A 14,919-nucleotide genomic window follows, 5' to 3' on the forward strand; every position below is an offset into this window, starting at 1 on the left:
CGGGAGCGGAAGCGCCGCTCAGAACGCGATCGGATACGGCGCGAGCTCGCCGCTCTCGTAGCGCTGCGGCAGGTCGGGCGTCGCGTTTTCCCAGACCAGCAGCATCGACCGCTTCGTGGAATAGCCCTGATGCCGGATGTCGGCAGGCATCGCGCAGATGTCGCCGGCGCGCATCGTCACGCGTGCGCGCGGCGCGCCGGTGTTCTTGTCGCCGATGTCCCACACGATTTCGTCGGACAGTTGCAGGAACCATTCGACACGGTCGTTGCCGTGGAACACCGGCAGGATGAATTCCTCGGTGGTCGGGCAGAACAGGCTGCGCCCGCACACCGACGTGACCGACGGATTCCACGTGACGTCCGAGCGCGACAGGTACTTGAACAGGTTGAACGCGTGCAGCTCGCCTTCGAAGCCCGGCTCGACATGCACTTCCGGTTCGTCCTGCGCGACATCGACGAACGCGCGGTTGACCGGCAGGTCGTCGCGCAGCGGCGAGTCGCCTTCGAGGCCCGGCATGCGGCGCGTCGCGATACGGGTGCGCTCGATCGCCGAACCGTTTTCGCCATGCTTGCGTCCGAACGCCGTGCCCGTTTCCTCCGGCGCCGCGAACGGGTCGAAGCCCTCGTTCGTCCAGTCGTGCAGCATCGCCTTGAAGGTCGCCATGATCGTGGGCGTGTCGAAGGTCTCGGTGTAGTCGACCCCGGCGTCCTTCAGGATGCCGTTGAAGGTGCCCGCATACATGTCCACCTTGCCGTAGTGATTGCGCGTGCCGAACACGTGGTCGAAGTTCACCCAGCCGTAGAAGAAGCCCCACGCCACGTCGCGCATCATCGCGCGCAGGAACGCGTCAGCCGGCATCGCATGCGTGCGCGTCTGGCCTTTCGCGGGCCAGCAGATCTTCACGAAATATTCGTCGCGCTGGAATTCGAATTCGCCGAGCCGGAAGCGGCGGTAGCCGGTAACGGCATCGGCTTCGGAGGCTTGCACCAGATCGGCGGCAAAGCCCGCGGAAAGGTCGAGGGTGTCGAGGGTGGCCATAACGTGTCTCCTGGAATAGTCGAATGAGGTCGGTCGAATCAGTGCAGGCAGATCTCGGCCCACTTCTCCACGGACAGCTCGCCCAGGACGGTCTGCACGAGTGCGACGCCCGGCTGACTCGCGGCGAAGCGGTACGCACAGCCGGCCGGCAGCAGCGCCTGGTGGCCTTGGCGCAGCACGACGTAGCCCATCTTGCGGCCGGCCGGCTCGGTGCCGGCGCTCACGGTGCCGCGCCCCGATTTCGGCGGCGTATCGAGTTTGATGAATTCGATCCGGACTTCGCCATCCATCTGGATCACGAACTCGTCGTGCGCGCAGGCGAACCACGGCGACTGGCCATCGGTCCGCAGCACTTCGATCACGTATTCGAGGTTCTTGCCGGCGACGACCTTTTCATAAGGGGCCGACTTCGATGCCACCTCGAAGACGTTCGAGAAGGCGTAGTGGCGGGCGCTGCCGCTGGTGATTTCGATCTCGCCCTTCCGGTAACGGTCGAGCGAGCCAAAGACGGTGTGGAATGCCGTGTCGGTCATTTCTGTCTCCTGAGTTGAACCGCTTGTTGGATTCAACTCTAGGGGCAAGGCCCCCCCGCAACAAGGCACGGGATGGCGACTACGGCATTTGCGTTTCGCGAATAATCCGTGCGGTTCAACGCACCCAGCCGCGCGCCAGCAGCGGAAGATCCCACGGGGGTTCGTCGCCGATGGTTTCCGCGAGGAATTCGACCAGCGCCTTCACCTTCAACGCCTGTCGCTGCGTGGCGGGATAAACCGCGGCAAAGCTCAGCGGCGCGAGCTGGTAGTCGGTCAGGATCGGCACCAGCCGGCCCGCGACGAGCGCCTCGCTCGCCACGAGCGTCGGCAGGCACACGACGCCGCCGCCCGACAGCGCGTACTCGCGCAGCAGGTGCACGGAGTTCGAACGGATCATGCCGGGCAGCTCCATTTCGACGACCTCGTCGCCGCGCGTCATCGTCCAGCGGTTGCGCGACGGATAGCCCGAATAGAGCGCCGTGGTGTGCTGCAGCAGGTCGCGCGGATGTTGTGGCGCACCATGCGCATCGAGGTAGGCGGGCGACGCGCAGAAGAGGCGCCTGACGGTGAACAGCCGCCGTTCGATCAGCGACTCGGAGATGGGCGGAAAGATCTGGAACGCGATGTCGAACCCTTCTTCGACAGGATCCACGACACGGTCGTTGACGATGACGTCGAGCTGGATGCCCGGGTAGCGCCGGTTGAATTCCATCAGCGGCGCGCCGAAGTGATCGAGGGCGAAACCGGGCAGCACCTGGATGCGCAGCCGCCCGGTCGGCGTCGCGCGAAGCTCGCGCATCTGGTCCGTCAACTCGTTGACGCGCCCCACCACCTCCGCGCACTCGCGATAGAACGCCTCGCCCACTTCCGACAGGCGCACGTGGCGCGTGCTGCGATGGAACAGCGGCGCGTTGACGAACTTCTCGAGCTGCTGGATGCGGTTCGTCACGACCGAGCTGGTCACGCCGAGCTGCCGTGCCGCCTCGGCGAAGCTGCTCGCCTCCGCGACCCTGACGAATGCTTCGATGCTCAGAAACCGGTCCATACCGCGCCCTTTTTCGACAGCGAAACCGGCAGTCTACCCGGGCGGATAGCGGGCTGTGTCATGCGGGACGCGTCACTGTGTCCCCCAATCGATGTCAATCGCCGATGACACCCGATCCCGCATGCGCCGCCCTGCCGGCGCGGGCCTTACCGCGATTGCTCGCCGGCCGCCAGTTCCGGTCGCACGGCCACGCGACGCTGCAGCACCGCCGGCGCGGTTTCCTTCAGCAGCAGGCTGACCACGATGCCCAGCATGACCGCGCCCATCGGCAGCCACAGAATGTTCTGGATGCCAAAGTGTGCGGCGACGTAGCCGCCCATCGCCGGCGCGATGCCGCCGCCGAAGATCTCGCCGACCCCGACCACCACGCCGATCGACGTCGACACGAGCCCGATCGGGGCGGCCTCGGTCGCCACCGGGCCGGACAGCAGCGACACCAGCCCGAGCGTGAAGAACGACGCGACGAACAGGACCCCGAACAGCGCGAGCGGCTGCGGGCCGAGGCCGCGGAAGATGTAGAGCATCACGGCCGTTCCCGCGAAGCCGACGATGCTCGCGAGGCGGCGGCCGACCAGGTCGGACAAGCCCGGCAAGCCGAACTGCCCGAGAAAACCGCCGAAGCCGATCGCCGACACGACGAGGCCCATCTTCTGCGTGCCGAGCGCCAGGTAGTCGGTCAGGTACAGCGGCAGCAGCGCGCCGAGCACGAAGACGCCCGTCATCGCGCAGCACAGGGCGGCCATCGCCACGAGGATGTTGCGGCTCTTGAGCACATGGCCGAGCGACGCCGGTGCATGCTCCGACGCGACGGCCTGCGTGACCTTCGGCTCACGGATGACGAAGAACATGATCGCGCCGAGGATCAGGCCGGGAACGGCGACGAGCGCAAAGACCCAGCGCCACGATACGAACCCGAGCAGCTGCGTCGCGATGATCGGCGACAGCGCGAGCCCGAACAGCGCGAAGCCGCTTTGCTGCAGGCCGAGGTTCAGCCCGCGCCGCCGCGGATGCGATGCGTCGGCCGTCGCGGCGAAGCTGGTCGGGCAGAACGAGCCTTCGGCCACGCCCATCAGGCCGCGAATCGCCATCAGCCCGAGCAGCCCGCCCGCGAGCCCCGAGAAGCCCGACAGCAGCGAGAACGCGATGATGGCCGGGATCAGCACCTTCCTGCGGCCGATCTTGTCGGAGATGCCGCCCATCAGCGCCGCGAAGATGCCCCACGACAGGCCGAGCACGCCGATGCAGTTGCCGACGTCCTGCGCGGTCAGGTTGAGGTCCTTCATGATCGACGGGAACAGCGGCGCGATCAGCCAGCGATCGAGGCCGACCAGCCCGAAGCCGAGTGCCAGCAGCGTGACCGCCTTCCACTCGTATGAGGTATCCCACTCGTTTGCTTTCATGTCCGTCTCCGTGGACACAGGGTCGCCTGCGCGCGCCGGAGCGCCTGCGCATGAGCCAGGTCCGATGTCTTTTGTGTGCGACGCGAATCGCAAGGAAGTGCCGGCTGGCGTTCCGGTTCGAGGCGCGGAATTCAGTCAGCCGACGTCACCACGATAGGTGCAAGGCCGCCAATCGGGTATGGAACAACCGGCGAACGCGCCATTCGCGAAACGCAAATAATCGCGAGCGATAAGCGGAAAGCATCGACGGAGAAGCGCGGAGCGAACGGTGGCGGCGTTGAAGCAGCCCTCATTCGCGTGTCACGGGGGAATCCCTCATAGACATCGAAGTATCGGCAATTCGCCGCATGAACACGGCTAACAGCTATTCGAGAACGTCCCGGCAGTGGCGGGCTTTCCGCAGCTTCGCCGCGAAGCGCGGCAAGCCAGCCGCTCCCGGGCAATCGATACGGCACCTGCCTTCGCATCGTGCTGCCCTCGGCAGCACGGGGCGGGGCGGTCTCATTGGCGATTCATTGAAAATTCAACACAGCGGAGACCACGCCTCCGGCAGGCAAATCGTCGACGTGGCCCGCTCGATCTGCTGCGGTCCGCCCTTGGGCGGCCAAAGCCCTTCGGCATAGTGGCGCGCTCGCAATGCCATGCGCTCCTCCAGGCTCGAGAATCCCCAGAGATGGGCAATGCGAGGCGGGCCATCCATCGCGTACAGGTTCGCGACGAGATGAGACGTATAGGCTTCGGCCGGGCCGACGGCCTGCTCCCACGCGGCGATCGTCGGCGCGATCCCGGCCGGCTTGAGCCAATAGCGGCGAAATTCGTAGAACCTGCCGAGTTTCGCCGGCTCGATCGCGGGCAGGAACGGAAAAAGTTCGTAGGTTTCCATGCTGAGACCCACGTCGTCACCGCCGATATTGAACGGCCCGCCGCTCATCAACGCGCGACGGCGCTCGTGCTGCAGTGCGTCGCTATCGTCGAAGCCTCGCAACACGACGATCTGCCCCAATTCGCCGATTTCCGAACGCCATGCGCCGAGGAGACGCCCCGCGGCCCCAGGATCCGTTACCCATCGATGCGCACCCGCGGAAACGGCATCCTGCTCCAGCAGCAAACACGACAACGTCGTCAGTTCATACTGCATCTCGACAATCCCTCGCAAAATGGGCTTCGGACACGGAAATCGTCTCTGCCCGCCGTCAGAAAATAAATTCCCCCAATCCACATTCAGATAAAACGTTATTCCATATCAAGCTGAATACACGACCAACTTTGGATCCTTTTTCCCGCCTGTCCCCCGTATCATTTCTTCCATTCCGAAAGAAAAGAGTATGAGAAGGACATGAGCGACACCACCACGCTGCACTACCTCGACTACGCGGCCACGACGCCCGCCGATCCGCGCGTGATCGAAGCGATGACGGCCTGCCTCGGCTTCGACGGCATCTTCGGCAACCCGGCATCGAGCTCGCACGCCGCCGGCCGGCTGGCAAAAGACAAGGTCGAGCAGGCACGCGCGCAAGTCGCCGCGCTGATCGGCGCGGACGCCGACGAGATCGTCTGGACGTCGGGTGCCACGGAATCGAACAACCTCGCGCTGAAGGGCTACGCGGAAAACGCGACCGGCAAGCGCCACCTGATCACGAGCCGCATCGAGCACAAGGCCATTCTCGACACGATGGCGAACCTGGCGAAGCACGGCGCGTCGGTCACGTTCCTGACGCCCACCCGCGACGGCGAAATCACCGCCGACGCGGTCGCCGCCGCCATCGGCCCCGATACGGGCCTCGTGTCGCTGATGCTCGTGAACAACGAACTCGGCACGCTGACCGATATTGGCGCAATCTCGCGCATCGTGCATGCCGCGGGCGCGCTGCTCCACGTCGACGCCGCGCAAGCACTCGGCAAGACGCCGATCGACGTGCGCGCGCTCGGCATCGACATGCTGTCGATGTCCGCGCACAAGGTGTACGGCCCGAAGGGCATCGGCGCGCTGTTCGTCCGCCGCGACATCGCGGACCGGATCGCGCCGCAGATTCACGGCGGCGGGCATGAACGCGGCTTGCGTTCCGGGACGCTCGCGACGCATCAGATCGTCGGCATGGGCGTTGCATGCGAACTGGCCGCTGAAAAGCTCGATGGCGAAGCTGCACGCATCGCGGCACTTGGCGCCCGCCTGACGGACGCACTGGTCGCACTCGGCGATGTCACGCAAAACGCGGCCACGGCACGCCGGATCCCGCACACGTTGAGCCTGACCGTGAATGCGCCGGGCTTCTTCCCGTTCATGCTCGGCGAAGCGCTCGCCGTGTCGTCGACGTCCGCATGCAACTCGACCAGCGGCGCGCCGTCCCACGTGCTGACCGCGATCGGCCTCGATGCTGAGACGGCTGGCCGCACCGTGCGCGTGAGCTTCGGCCGCTTCACGACGGAGGAGGATGTCGACTTCGCGATCACCTGTTTCCGCCAGGCGATCGAACAGTGTCGCGCGACGGCAGCGAACGGCTTCTCCGCGTCGCGGCAGATCACGCCGGCCGACCTGAAGGCGATCCGCAATGCCGGCTTCCGTTCGGTCATCTGCAACCGGCCCGACGGCGAAGGCGACGCACACCCGGCGTTCGATGAAATCGCCGCGGCGGCCCGCGAACTGGGCCTCGAAGCACGCTACCTGCCGGTCGAGCGCGACCGCATCGGCGAGGCGGAGATCGACGCATTCGGTGCGCTGGTCGACACGCTGCAGAAGCCGGTGCTCGCATACTGCCGCAGCGGCAGCCGCTCCGGCCTGCTGTGGAATCGCTGGTCCGCCCGGCGCACGGCCACGACCTCGGCCTGACCGGGAACACCGCCCCGTTACGCTCCGCCCCCGGCGTTCGCGCACGAAGCAGATACTTCGATGCACGGCCGCCGGATGCCGGCGGCGATTGAAGTCACCTCAGTCCCCCTCATCCCCGCTCACCGGCGTATAGATCGCCAGCTTCAGCGCGGGATCGTCGTTTGCCTGGAACGTCGCGTATTCATAGCGCTGCGCGCCACGTTGTGCATGCGCGAACACCTTCTGCCCTGACCGTTTGCCGAACGGGTGCGCGTGCCGACCGAGAACGCGGTACGCATCGGCGATCTCGCACCGGCCGACGCCGCGCGCTGGTGTGCGCTCAATACGCTGCTCGTGGCGTACGGCGGGCTGCTCGCGTCCGATCTGCGCGCGGGCGAGATCGTGCTCGTGAGCGGCGCGACCGGCCACTTCGGCAGCGCATGCATCGCGGTGGCGCTGGCGATGGGCGCGCGGTGCGTGGTCGCGCCCGGCCGCAATGCGGGTGTGCTCGCGGATCTCGCGCGCCGCTTCGGCGAACGCGTGCGCATCGTCGAGCTGACCGGGGACGAAGCCACGGATCGCACCAGCATGCAGCAGGCCGCACCGGGGCCGATCGACTGCGTGATCGACCTGATGCCGCCGTCGGTGCCGGCGACGACGGTACGCGCCGCGGTAATGGCGGTACGGCCCTACGGGCGCGTGGTGCTGATGGGCGGCGTCGGCATGCTCGGCGGTGCAGGGCTGGAGCTGCCGTACCCGTGGATCATGCGCAACGACATCACGCTGCGCGGCAAGTGGATGTACCCGACCGAAGCCGTGACGCTGATGGCGGGGCTCGTCCGCGGCGGGTTGCTCGATCTCGGACATTTCGACGTGACGCGGTTCACGCTCGACGACGCGAACGACGCAGTCGCGCATGCGGCGGCGAACGGCGGGCCGTTCAGGATGACGGTAATTGCGCGTTGATGCCGGCGCTCGGCGGACGCGTCGCCCTCACGCGCCATATGCATCCAGCGCCTTCAACGGCACATGCAGGCTCTCGTTCGCGGCAAACGCATCGAGCAGGTAGTCGACCGTCGCCTGTACGCGCGACGCCTTCAATGCGCGATGCGGATACTGCATCGCCATTTCGTAGGTACCGGGCAAATGATGGCGGTGCAGCAGCACCTTCAGCGAGCCGGCGCGCAGATGCGCCCACGCGAGGTGCACCCCGACCTGCGCGATGCCCAGGCCATCACGGGCGGCCTGCAGCACGGCCTCCGGCGCGGAGAACGTCAGCAGCGCCGTTTCGCCCGGATCGACCGCCACGATGCTCCCGCCACGCATCCTGAAGCTCCATGTCGCGACCGCGCCGCCAAGAAACCGGCGCGCGATCAGCCGGTGCGTACCGAGTTCGTCCGGCGCTCGCGGAATGCCGTGACGCGCCAGGTACGCGGGCGACGCAACCAGCACCGTATTCATCCGAAAGACCGGCCTCGACACCAGCGCGGAATCGTGGATGTTGCCGCCGCGGATGACGATGTCGTAGCCGTCGCGCACGACGTCGACGATCCGGTCGTCGAAATCGGCTTCCACCGACAAACCGGGGTAACGCGCCAGCAATCCGGGCAGCACCGGTTGCAGATGCTCGCGCCCGAACGCGGCACTGGTCGAAATGCGTACGCGCCCTTGCGGCCCGAGCCGCTGCGCGACGATGCTGTCGACCGCCGCATCGAGCGCGTCCAGTGCGACCCGCGCCTCACGCAGGAACACGCTGCCTTCGTCGGTGAGCTTCAGCGTGCGCGTGGTGCGGTTCATCAGCCGCACGCCGAGCGCCTGCTCGAGGCCGGCGACGTTCTTGCTGACCGCGGCCGACGTGATGCCGAGCATGCGGCCGGCCGCCGCAAAGCTGCCGCCGTCGGCCGCATGCACGAACGACAGGATCGCCCGCGTGCGTTGTGACACATCCAAAGCAGCCTCCTTCGATCGACACGTCGCAAGGTACACCTTCGCCTGGCGCCGATTATCAACCTGAAGTTGAGAGCGACTCAACCCGGACCCAACTTCCGGTTGCGACCCGCGCTGCCCACAATGCGGCCATCGTTCAACGAACTGCAAAGGAATGCCCATGCTTGCCACCATCGTTTTCGACAGCGGTCACGGTCACACCGAGCGACAGGCGCAAGCCGTCGCGGAAGGCGTGCGTCGCGTTCCCGGCGCGGAAGTCCGGCTCGTCGCGGTCGCCGACGGCGCGATTCCGTGGGAGGCGCTCGCCGAGAGCGACGCGATCATCTTCGGCTCGCCGACGTACAACGGCTCGATCAGTTCGCGGCTCAAGAAGTTCATGGAAGACTCGACGCGCCCTGCGTGGATTCCGCAAACCTGGCGCAACAAGATCGCGGCCGGTTTCACCAACTCCGGCGCGCAGCACGGCGACAAGCTGAACTCGCTGATGACGATGACGCTGTTCGCGGCGCAGCACGGGATGATCTGGGTCGGGCTCGACCTGTTCGCCGGCACCGCGGCGAACGAGCGCAACCGGATCGGCGGCTGGCTCGGCGCGATGGCGCAGTCCGACGACGTGTCGCCGGAACTGTCGCCGATCGCAAGCGACCTCGAAACCGCCGCGCATCTCGGGCAGCGTGTCGCCGAACTGGCGTCGCGGCTCGCGGCCGGCGCGTAAGCGGCACACCGTTCGCCAGGAAATCGCCATGAGACTGCTGTGCCTCGACGTCCCGCTGCCCGGCGCCAGCCCGGACACGTATCAGCCGCATCTGCTCGACGAAGTGCGCTACGGCTGGCAACTGCTCAAGCGCGGGATCGTCCGCGATATCTACTTCCGTCAGGATCGCCCCGGCGTCGCGATCATGGCGGAGTGCGATTCGATCGAAAGCGCCCGCGAAGCGCTGCGCGAGTTTCCGCTGGCGAAGGCCGGGCTGATCGACTGGGACATCATTCCGCTTGGCGCGTTTCTCGGCTGGGAAGCGCTGTTTGCGACGGACCACGCGTGATCTTCGCGTCGGCGGTGTGACGCGAATACGTCGCTCACTCAGGCTTCGATCGGGTCAGCCCGGGTGTCGGTGAAATCCGTCACAATGGCCTTCGTGTCCGTCACCCGACCTCCGAATGCCCTGCCCGTCGAATTCCCGCGCGGGAAAACGCGCCGACGCTGATGCCCGTTCAGCCAACACCCCGTGCACCTGGCGGCGTGCCAGCCGGGCCGCCGCGCTGCTGCTTGCCGCGAGCGTCGCCGCGTGCGACGCGACGCCGGTACCGGACCGGCTCTCGGACTTCGACGCGACCTACGCGATGCAGGAGCGGTTCGGCCTCGGCGACGTCATGGTGATTCTCGGGTCCTGCATCGGCGCGAAAAACCCGACTTACCCGGGCCAGGCGGCCTGCACGCTGGTCATCCACGCGAACGGCCACGGGACGGAAACGCAGGCCGATTTCCACTGGAACGGGACGAAATGGGCAGCCGAGCCCACCGAGTCGCGGGATCTCCTGCCCTACCCCGATCCGGCGCTCGCAGAATGGGTGAAGTGAGCGTCGCGCACGACGGCCGCTACTTCGGATACTCCAGCAGCAGCGCGACCCAGCCCGATGTCGCCTCGCCGTAGCGGGCCGCGATGTCGCCGAGCACGCCGGGAAGCACCGATTCGCCACGCCGACCGGCCGGCATCGTCACGCGCGCGTGACGGACATTCGGCGGCTGCGCCAGCAACCGCAGCCCGTGCCTTGACGCGATCACGCGCGCGTCCGCCGTCGCGACGACGTCACTGCGCCAGGTTCGCGCCCACGCGTCGGCAGTCAACGCAACCGGAAGCTCGTCAAACCCGTTTTCGACCGGAAGATCGAACGTCTCGTGCCGCCAGAACGCGACGCGATTCGTCAACGCGACGGCCACCGCACGCGCAGTCAACGCAAACCGGCGGCCGTCGTGAACGTCGCTCCATGACTGCGCGCCGACGCGCCGCGCCGTCTCGCGTGCCGCTGCCGGCCCGGCCAGCGCACTCACCAAGGCCAGCGAAGCGGGTATCGACGCCGATACGCCGGTCGTCGTCATGACGTTGCCGTCCATCACGTAGCGGCGATCGTCGATCCAGGTCGTGTCGGCAAAGCGGCGGCGCAGGCCATCACGCGAATACCAGTGGGCCGTCGCCGTGCGATGCCGCAGCAGGCCCGCATTCGCGAGGACTTCCGCGCCATCGCAGATCGCCACCATCGTCGCGCCGGCAGCGGCCTGCTTGCGCAACCACGCCAATACGGCCGGGCTGTCCGCGCGATGCAGCGCGGGCACGATCACGACATCGGCCCCCGCAGGCGTTGCGGCATCGAACCGTTCGAAGGTCGTATCGGCCAGCATGCGCAGCGCGGGCATCAGTTCGACCTCGCCTTCGTCGGCCGACACGGCGATGACATCGGCCGCACCGGACGTCTTCAGAATCGCGTACGGCACGATGAAATCGGTCGTCTCCGTTCCAGCGTTGTCCGCGACGATCGCAACGAGCGGCCGCGTGCGGCCCGCTTTCGGCGCACCGATCGTCAGCACTTGTGCGGCCGGCAGTGCGTCCTCCGCCATCGCGGGCACATGCCACCCCGCTGCACACGCGCCCAGCATCGCGCCCACGAGCAGCACCGCCCCGCCTGTCTTCCCTAACCGCATCGTCCCCCCGCATCCGTCGATTGCATGTCCGGAAAATTACAAGGATCATGCTCGCGGTCACAAGGACAACTCCACCGCACTTTCCGCCATGTCCCAGTCAACCTGCCCGGCGCGCGACATCGTTGTCGTCGGCTTCGAAGGCGTCCAGTCGCTCGACATCACGGGCCCGATGGAAGTGTTCGCGGTCGCGAACCGTTACCTGCCCGACCATGCCGTGCCGTACCGGCTCACGCTCGCGTCGCAACACGGGGATGACATCGTCACGCACGCGGGCCTGCGCCTCGCCGGTACCGCCGCGCTCGCGGCACTGCCGGAGCGGATCGACACGATCGTCGTGGCCGGCGGCCATGAAGCGGCGCTGCGACACGCGGCGTCGGAAGCCGGCGTGCTGCCGTGGCTGCGCACGCGAATCGCGAACACGCGGCGCATCGCGAGCATCTGCACGGGGGCGTTCGTGCTCGCCGCGGGCGGATGGCTGGACGGCAAGCGCGCGACCACGCACTGGAACCAGTGCGCGGCGCTACAGGCGCTCTGCCCCGGCGCGCGGATCGAACCGGACGCGATCTACGTGAGCGATCCGCCGTTCCATACGTCGGCCGGCGTGACGGCCGGCATCGATCTGTGTCTGGCACTCGTCGAGGCGGACTGCGGCGCGCCGACCGCGCTCGCGGTCGCACGCGAACTCGTGCTGTTCATGCACCGGCCCGGCGGACAGGCGCAGTTCAGCGTCGGGCTCGGCTCGCTCGCCCACGCGACGCCGCGCATGCGCGCCCTGCTCGCCGAGATCGCCGACGATCCGGCCGGCGATCTCGGCGTCGCCACGCTGGCCGCCCGCATGCACATGAGCGAACGGACGTTTGCACGCAATTTCCTCAAGGAGACCGGATTGTCGCCCGCGCAGTACGTGCTGGCAGCGCGCGTCGAGCGCGCGAAGGCGCTGCTGGAGCGGGCCGACTGGCCAATCGAACGGATCGCGGAACGTTCGGGCTTCGGCAGTATCGACGCGCTGCAGCGCGCGTTTGCGAAGCAGGTCGGCGTATCGCCGCGCGACTATCGCGCGCGCTTCGGACCACGACGCGACAAGCCGCGGGCGGAATAGGCCGCCAACGGGTTCGGCATGCGTGCGGGGCCGCTTCCCGGCGGCGATCGCCTGTCGGCACCGGCGGCGCATCCGTCGCGCTCCCGGTCATCCGGACGCCGAAACGGGCCAGCCGGCCCGCATCCGGTGCACGTATCCGGAATTTCACTACGTTGCCGAAATCTGATAGAGCCGGGAGATTTGATTTCATACCGTTCACGCATCGGACTGGAAAGCGATTGCCGGTTTCCCCACGGCATCGCGAGCCGCCGACGAATCCCAGGAGCGGGCCGTATCGCACGGCCCGGGCGGCGATGACGGTCCTGCCACGCAGGACATTCGTGACGGAGCGACCATGGATGCAAAATTCCAGCCTGATTCAGGCACCGACAGTGACGTAAGCCTGCTGCACAAGATGGGCTATGCGCAGGAACTGTCGAGACGTATGAGCGGTTTCTCGAACTTCGCGGTTTCGTTTTCTGTTATCTGCATCCTGTCGGGCGGCATTACCGCGTTTCAACTCGCCTTTTCCGCGACGGGCGGTGCATCGGTCGGCCTCGGCTGGCCGCTGGGCTCGCTGTTCGCGCTGATCGTCGCCGTATCGATGTCGCAAATCGCGTCCGCCTTCCCGACGGCCGGCGGCCTCTATCACTGGGGCGCGATCCTCGGCGGGAACAAATGGGGGTGGATGACCGCGTGGATCAACCTGATCGGGCTGATCTTCGTGATCGCCGCGATCAATTTCGGCACCTACGATCCATTCTTCAAGACATTGATCGCACCGATGTTCGGCGTCAGCCCGGACAGCCTGACCTGGTGGCACCAGACGGCGTTCATCGCGTTCATCACGATCTCGCAGGCAATCCTGAATGCGCGCGGCATCAAGATCGCGAGCAAGATCACCGACCTGTCGGGCTACCTCATCTTCGTGGTGACGATCGCACTGGTGGTGTCGCTGCTCTACTACTCGCCGGTCGCGTTCGATGCGCATCGGCTGGTGACGTTCACTAACTTCACCGGCGTCGACGGCGGTGCATGGCCGAAGCAGGCCACGCCGCTCGCGTTCCTGTCCGGCCTGTTGCTCGTGACCTACACCATCACCGGCTTCGACGCGTCCGCGCACACGTCGGAAGAGACGCACGATGCGGCCAGGAACGTGCCGCGCGGCATCATCGGGTCGGTTTTCTGGTCAGCGGTGTTCGGCTACGTGATGGTGTGCGCGTTCGTGCTGGTGATGCCCGACCTGACCGCCAGCATGAAACAGGGCACCGGCTTTTTCGAAGCGATCCTCGCGCCGATTCCGAGGGCGTTGCGCGTCACCCTCGAGCTCGCGATGTTCTTCATCAACTACGTGTGCGGGCTCGCCGCGATCATGTCGACGTCGCGGATGGTGTACGCCTTTGCACGCGACGGCGGGCTGCCGGCGTCGAAGCTGCTGCGCAGCGTGAGCCCGACGCACCGGACGCCCGGCCCCGCGATCTGGACCTGCGCGGTGCTCGCGATCGTCGTCACGCTGTACGGCGACGCGTTCTCGGTGCTGAGCGCCGGCAGCGCGGTGTTCCTGTTCATCTCGTATGCGATGCCGATCGGCTCCGGGATGCTGGCCGAAGGCCGCTCGTGGACCGACAAGGGCCCGTTTCAACTGGGGATCTGGTCGAAGCCGTGTGCGCTACTCGCACTGGTCGGCGCCTGTGTGCTCGCGTATGTCGGTATCCAGCCGCCGAACGAGAAGGTGCTGTACGTGCTCGTCGGTTTCGTCGTGGTGCTGATGGTGATCTGGTACGGCTTCGGCGTGCGCAACACGTTCGCGGGGCCGCCGGTGCTGAAGGACACGCGCAATCTCGACCGCATCCGCGAACTCGAGGCGAATGTCGATCCGACTGCCTGAAGCGGCTTCGAAACAGGCTGATAAAAAAACCGACTCGCTGGCTCAATGCCGCGAGTCGGTTTTTTGTTGCACCGTGAAGCGACGCGGTTCGACCGCCTTGCGGCAGCCGAACCTCGCGACCATCAGCCGTAGACGGGGAAACGCTTCGTCAGTTCGGCAACCTGCCCGCGCACACGCTCGAGCGTGGCCGCATCTTCCGGCGCTTCCAGCACATCGGCGATCAGGTTGCCGACGATCTCGGCTTCCTTCACGCCAAACCCGCGCGTCGTCATCGCCGGCGAGCCCAGGCGAATGCCGCTCGTCACGAACGGCTTTTCCGGATCGTTCGGGATCGCGTTCTTGTTCACCGTGATGTGTGCCGCGCCCAGCGCTGCTTCCGCTGCCTTGCCGGTAATGTTCTTCGCGCGCAAGTCCACCAGCATCACGTGGCTTTCCGTACGGCCCGACACGATCCGCAGGCCACGCTTCACCAGCGTTTCAGCCAGC

14 protein-coding genes and 1 pseudogene are annotated in these 14,919 nt (G+C 66.6%); 7 read left to right on the forward strand and 8 right to left on the reverse strand.

Annotated elements, in window-relative coordinates:
* Window positions 1-18: 18 nt before the first annotated feature.
* The 5 genes from JYJ84_RS04030 to JYJ84_RS04050 all read right to left on the reverse strand — a co-directional run bounded on the left by JYJ84_RS04030 (window position 19) and on the right by JYJ84_RS04050 (window position 5,124).
* The gene (locus tag JYJ84_RS04030; protein ID WP_175219124.1) at window positions 19-1,038 is read right to left on the reverse strand and encodes a hydroxyquinol 1,2-dioxygenase; all 1,020 of its coding nucleotides are present in this window, start codon (window positions 1,036-1,038) and stop codon (window positions 19-21) included.
* Window positions 1,039-1,076: 38 nt separating this feature from the next.
* Window positions 1,077-1,571, reverse strand: a complete 495-nt coding sequence (locus JYJ84_RS04035; protein WP_122948741.1) for a hydroxyquinol 1,2-dioxygenase — start codon at window positions 1,569-1,571, stop codon at window positions 1,077-1,079.
* Between the two features lie 115 nt (window positions 1,572-1,686).
* Window positions 1,687-2,616 (reverse strand): LysR family transcriptional regulator, encoded by a 930-nt coding sequence (locus JYJ84_RS04040; protein ID WP_122948740.1) that lies wholly within the window; start codon window positions 2,614-2,616, stop codon window positions 1,687-1,689.
* Window positions 2,617-2,762: 146 nt separating this feature from the next.
* Window positions 2,763-4,016, reverse strand: coding sequence for an MFS transporter (locus tag JYJ84_RS04045; protein WP_175219123.1), 1,254 nt, complete (start codon window positions 4,014-4,016; stop codon window positions 2,763-2,765).
* A gap of 523 nt (window positions 4,017-4,539) precedes the next feature.
* On the reverse strand, window positions 4,540-5,124 hold the full coding sequence (locus JYJ84_RS04050; RefSeq protein ID WP_240201828.1) for an NIPSNAP family protein: 585 nt from the start codon (window positions 5,122-5,124) through the stop codon (window positions 4,540-4,542).
* A gap of 228 nt (window positions 5,125-5,352) precedes the next feature.
* Here JYJ84_RS04050 and JYJ84_RS04055 point away from each other — a divergent pair, with 228 nt between their 5' ends.
* On the forward strand, window positions 5,353-6,843 hold the full coding sequence (locus JYJ84_RS04055; RefSeq protein WP_175219121.1) for an aminotransferase class V-fold PLP-dependent enzyme: 1,491 nt from the start codon (window positions 5,353-5,355) through the stop codon (window positions 6,841-6,843).
* A gap of 252 nt (window positions 6,844-7,095) precedes the next feature.
* Entirely contained in the window at window positions 7,096-7,788 is a 693-nt protein-coding gene (locus JYJ84_RS04065) for a zinc-binding dehydrogenase (RefSeq protein ID WP_236027159.1), read from the forward strand.
* A 27-nt stretch (window positions 7,789-7,815) separates the two neighbouring features.
* Here JYJ84_RS04065 and JYJ84_RS04070 read toward each other — a convergent pair whose 3' ends face one another.
* Window positions 7,816-8,772: a LysR family transcriptional regulator gene (locus JYJ84_RS04070; protein ID WP_175219120.1), complete on the reverse strand. Its 957-nt coding sequence runs from the start codon at window positions 8,770-8,772 to the stop codon at window positions 7,816-7,818.
* Window positions 8,773-8,929: 157 nt separating this feature from the next.
* Here JYJ84_RS04070 and JYJ84_RS04075 point away from each other — a divergent pair, with 157 nt between their 5' ends.
* The 3 genes from JYJ84_RS04075 (at window position 8,930) to JYJ84_RS04085 (ending at window position 10,347) form a co-directional block, all read left to right on the forward strand.
* Window positions 8,930-9,484: a flavodoxin family protein gene (locus JYJ84_RS04075; protein ID WP_175219119.1), complete on the forward strand. Its 555-nt coding sequence runs from the start codon at window positions 8,930-8,932 to the stop codon at window positions 9,482-9,484.
* Between the two features lie 28 nt (window positions 9,485-9,512).
* Window positions 9,513-9,812, forward strand: coding sequence for a superoxide dismutase (locus tag JYJ84_RS04080; RefSeq protein ID WP_175219117.1), 300 nt, complete (start codon window positions 9,513-9,515; stop codon window positions 9,810-9,812).
* A 115-nt stretch (window positions 9,813-9,927) separates the two neighbouring features.
* Window positions 9,928-10,347, forward strand: coding sequence for a hypothetical protein (locus JYJ84_RS04085; protein ID WP_175219116.1), 420 nt, complete (start codon window positions 9,928-9,930; stop codon window positions 10,345-10,347).
* Between the two features lie 19 nt (window positions 10,348-10,366).
* Here the strand turns inward: JYJ84_RS04085 and JYJ84_RS04090 are convergent, their stop codons facing one another.
* Window positions 10,367-11,467 (reverse strand): DJ-1/PfpI family protein, encoded by a 1,101-nt coding sequence (locus tag JYJ84_RS04090; protein WP_175219111.1) that lies wholly within the window; start codon window positions 11,465-11,467, stop codon window positions 10,367-10,369.
* An 88-nt stretch (window positions 11,468-11,555) separates the two neighbouring features.
* On the opposite strand from JYJ84_RS04090, the gene JYJ84_RS04095 reads away from it, so the two are divergent.
* Window positions 11,556-12,566: a GlxA family transcriptional regulator gene (locus tag JYJ84_RS04095; protein ID WP_175219109.1), complete on the forward strand. Its 1,011-nt coding sequence runs from the start codon at window positions 11,556-11,558 to the stop codon at window positions 12,564-12,566.
* Window positions 12,567-12,900: 334 nt separating this feature from the next.
* A complete protein-coding gene (locus JYJ84_RS04100; protein ID WP_175219107.1) occupies window positions 12,901-14,433 on the forward strand; it encodes an amino acid permease in 1,533 nt (510 codons plus the stop codon).
* Window positions 14,434-14,555: 122 nt separating this feature from the next.
* Here the strand turns inward: JYJ84_RS04100 and glyA are convergent.
* Window positions 14,556-14,919, reverse strand: a pseudogene (gene glyA, locus JYJ84_RS04105) (serine hydroxymethyltransferase); the annotation flags it as partial.

Origin of the sequence: Burkholderia sp. LMG 13014 (assembly GCF_905232215.1) — a bacterium.
Taxonomy (GTDB): Bacteria; Pseudomonadota; Gammaproteobacteria; order Burkholderiales; family Burkholderiaceae; genus Burkholderia.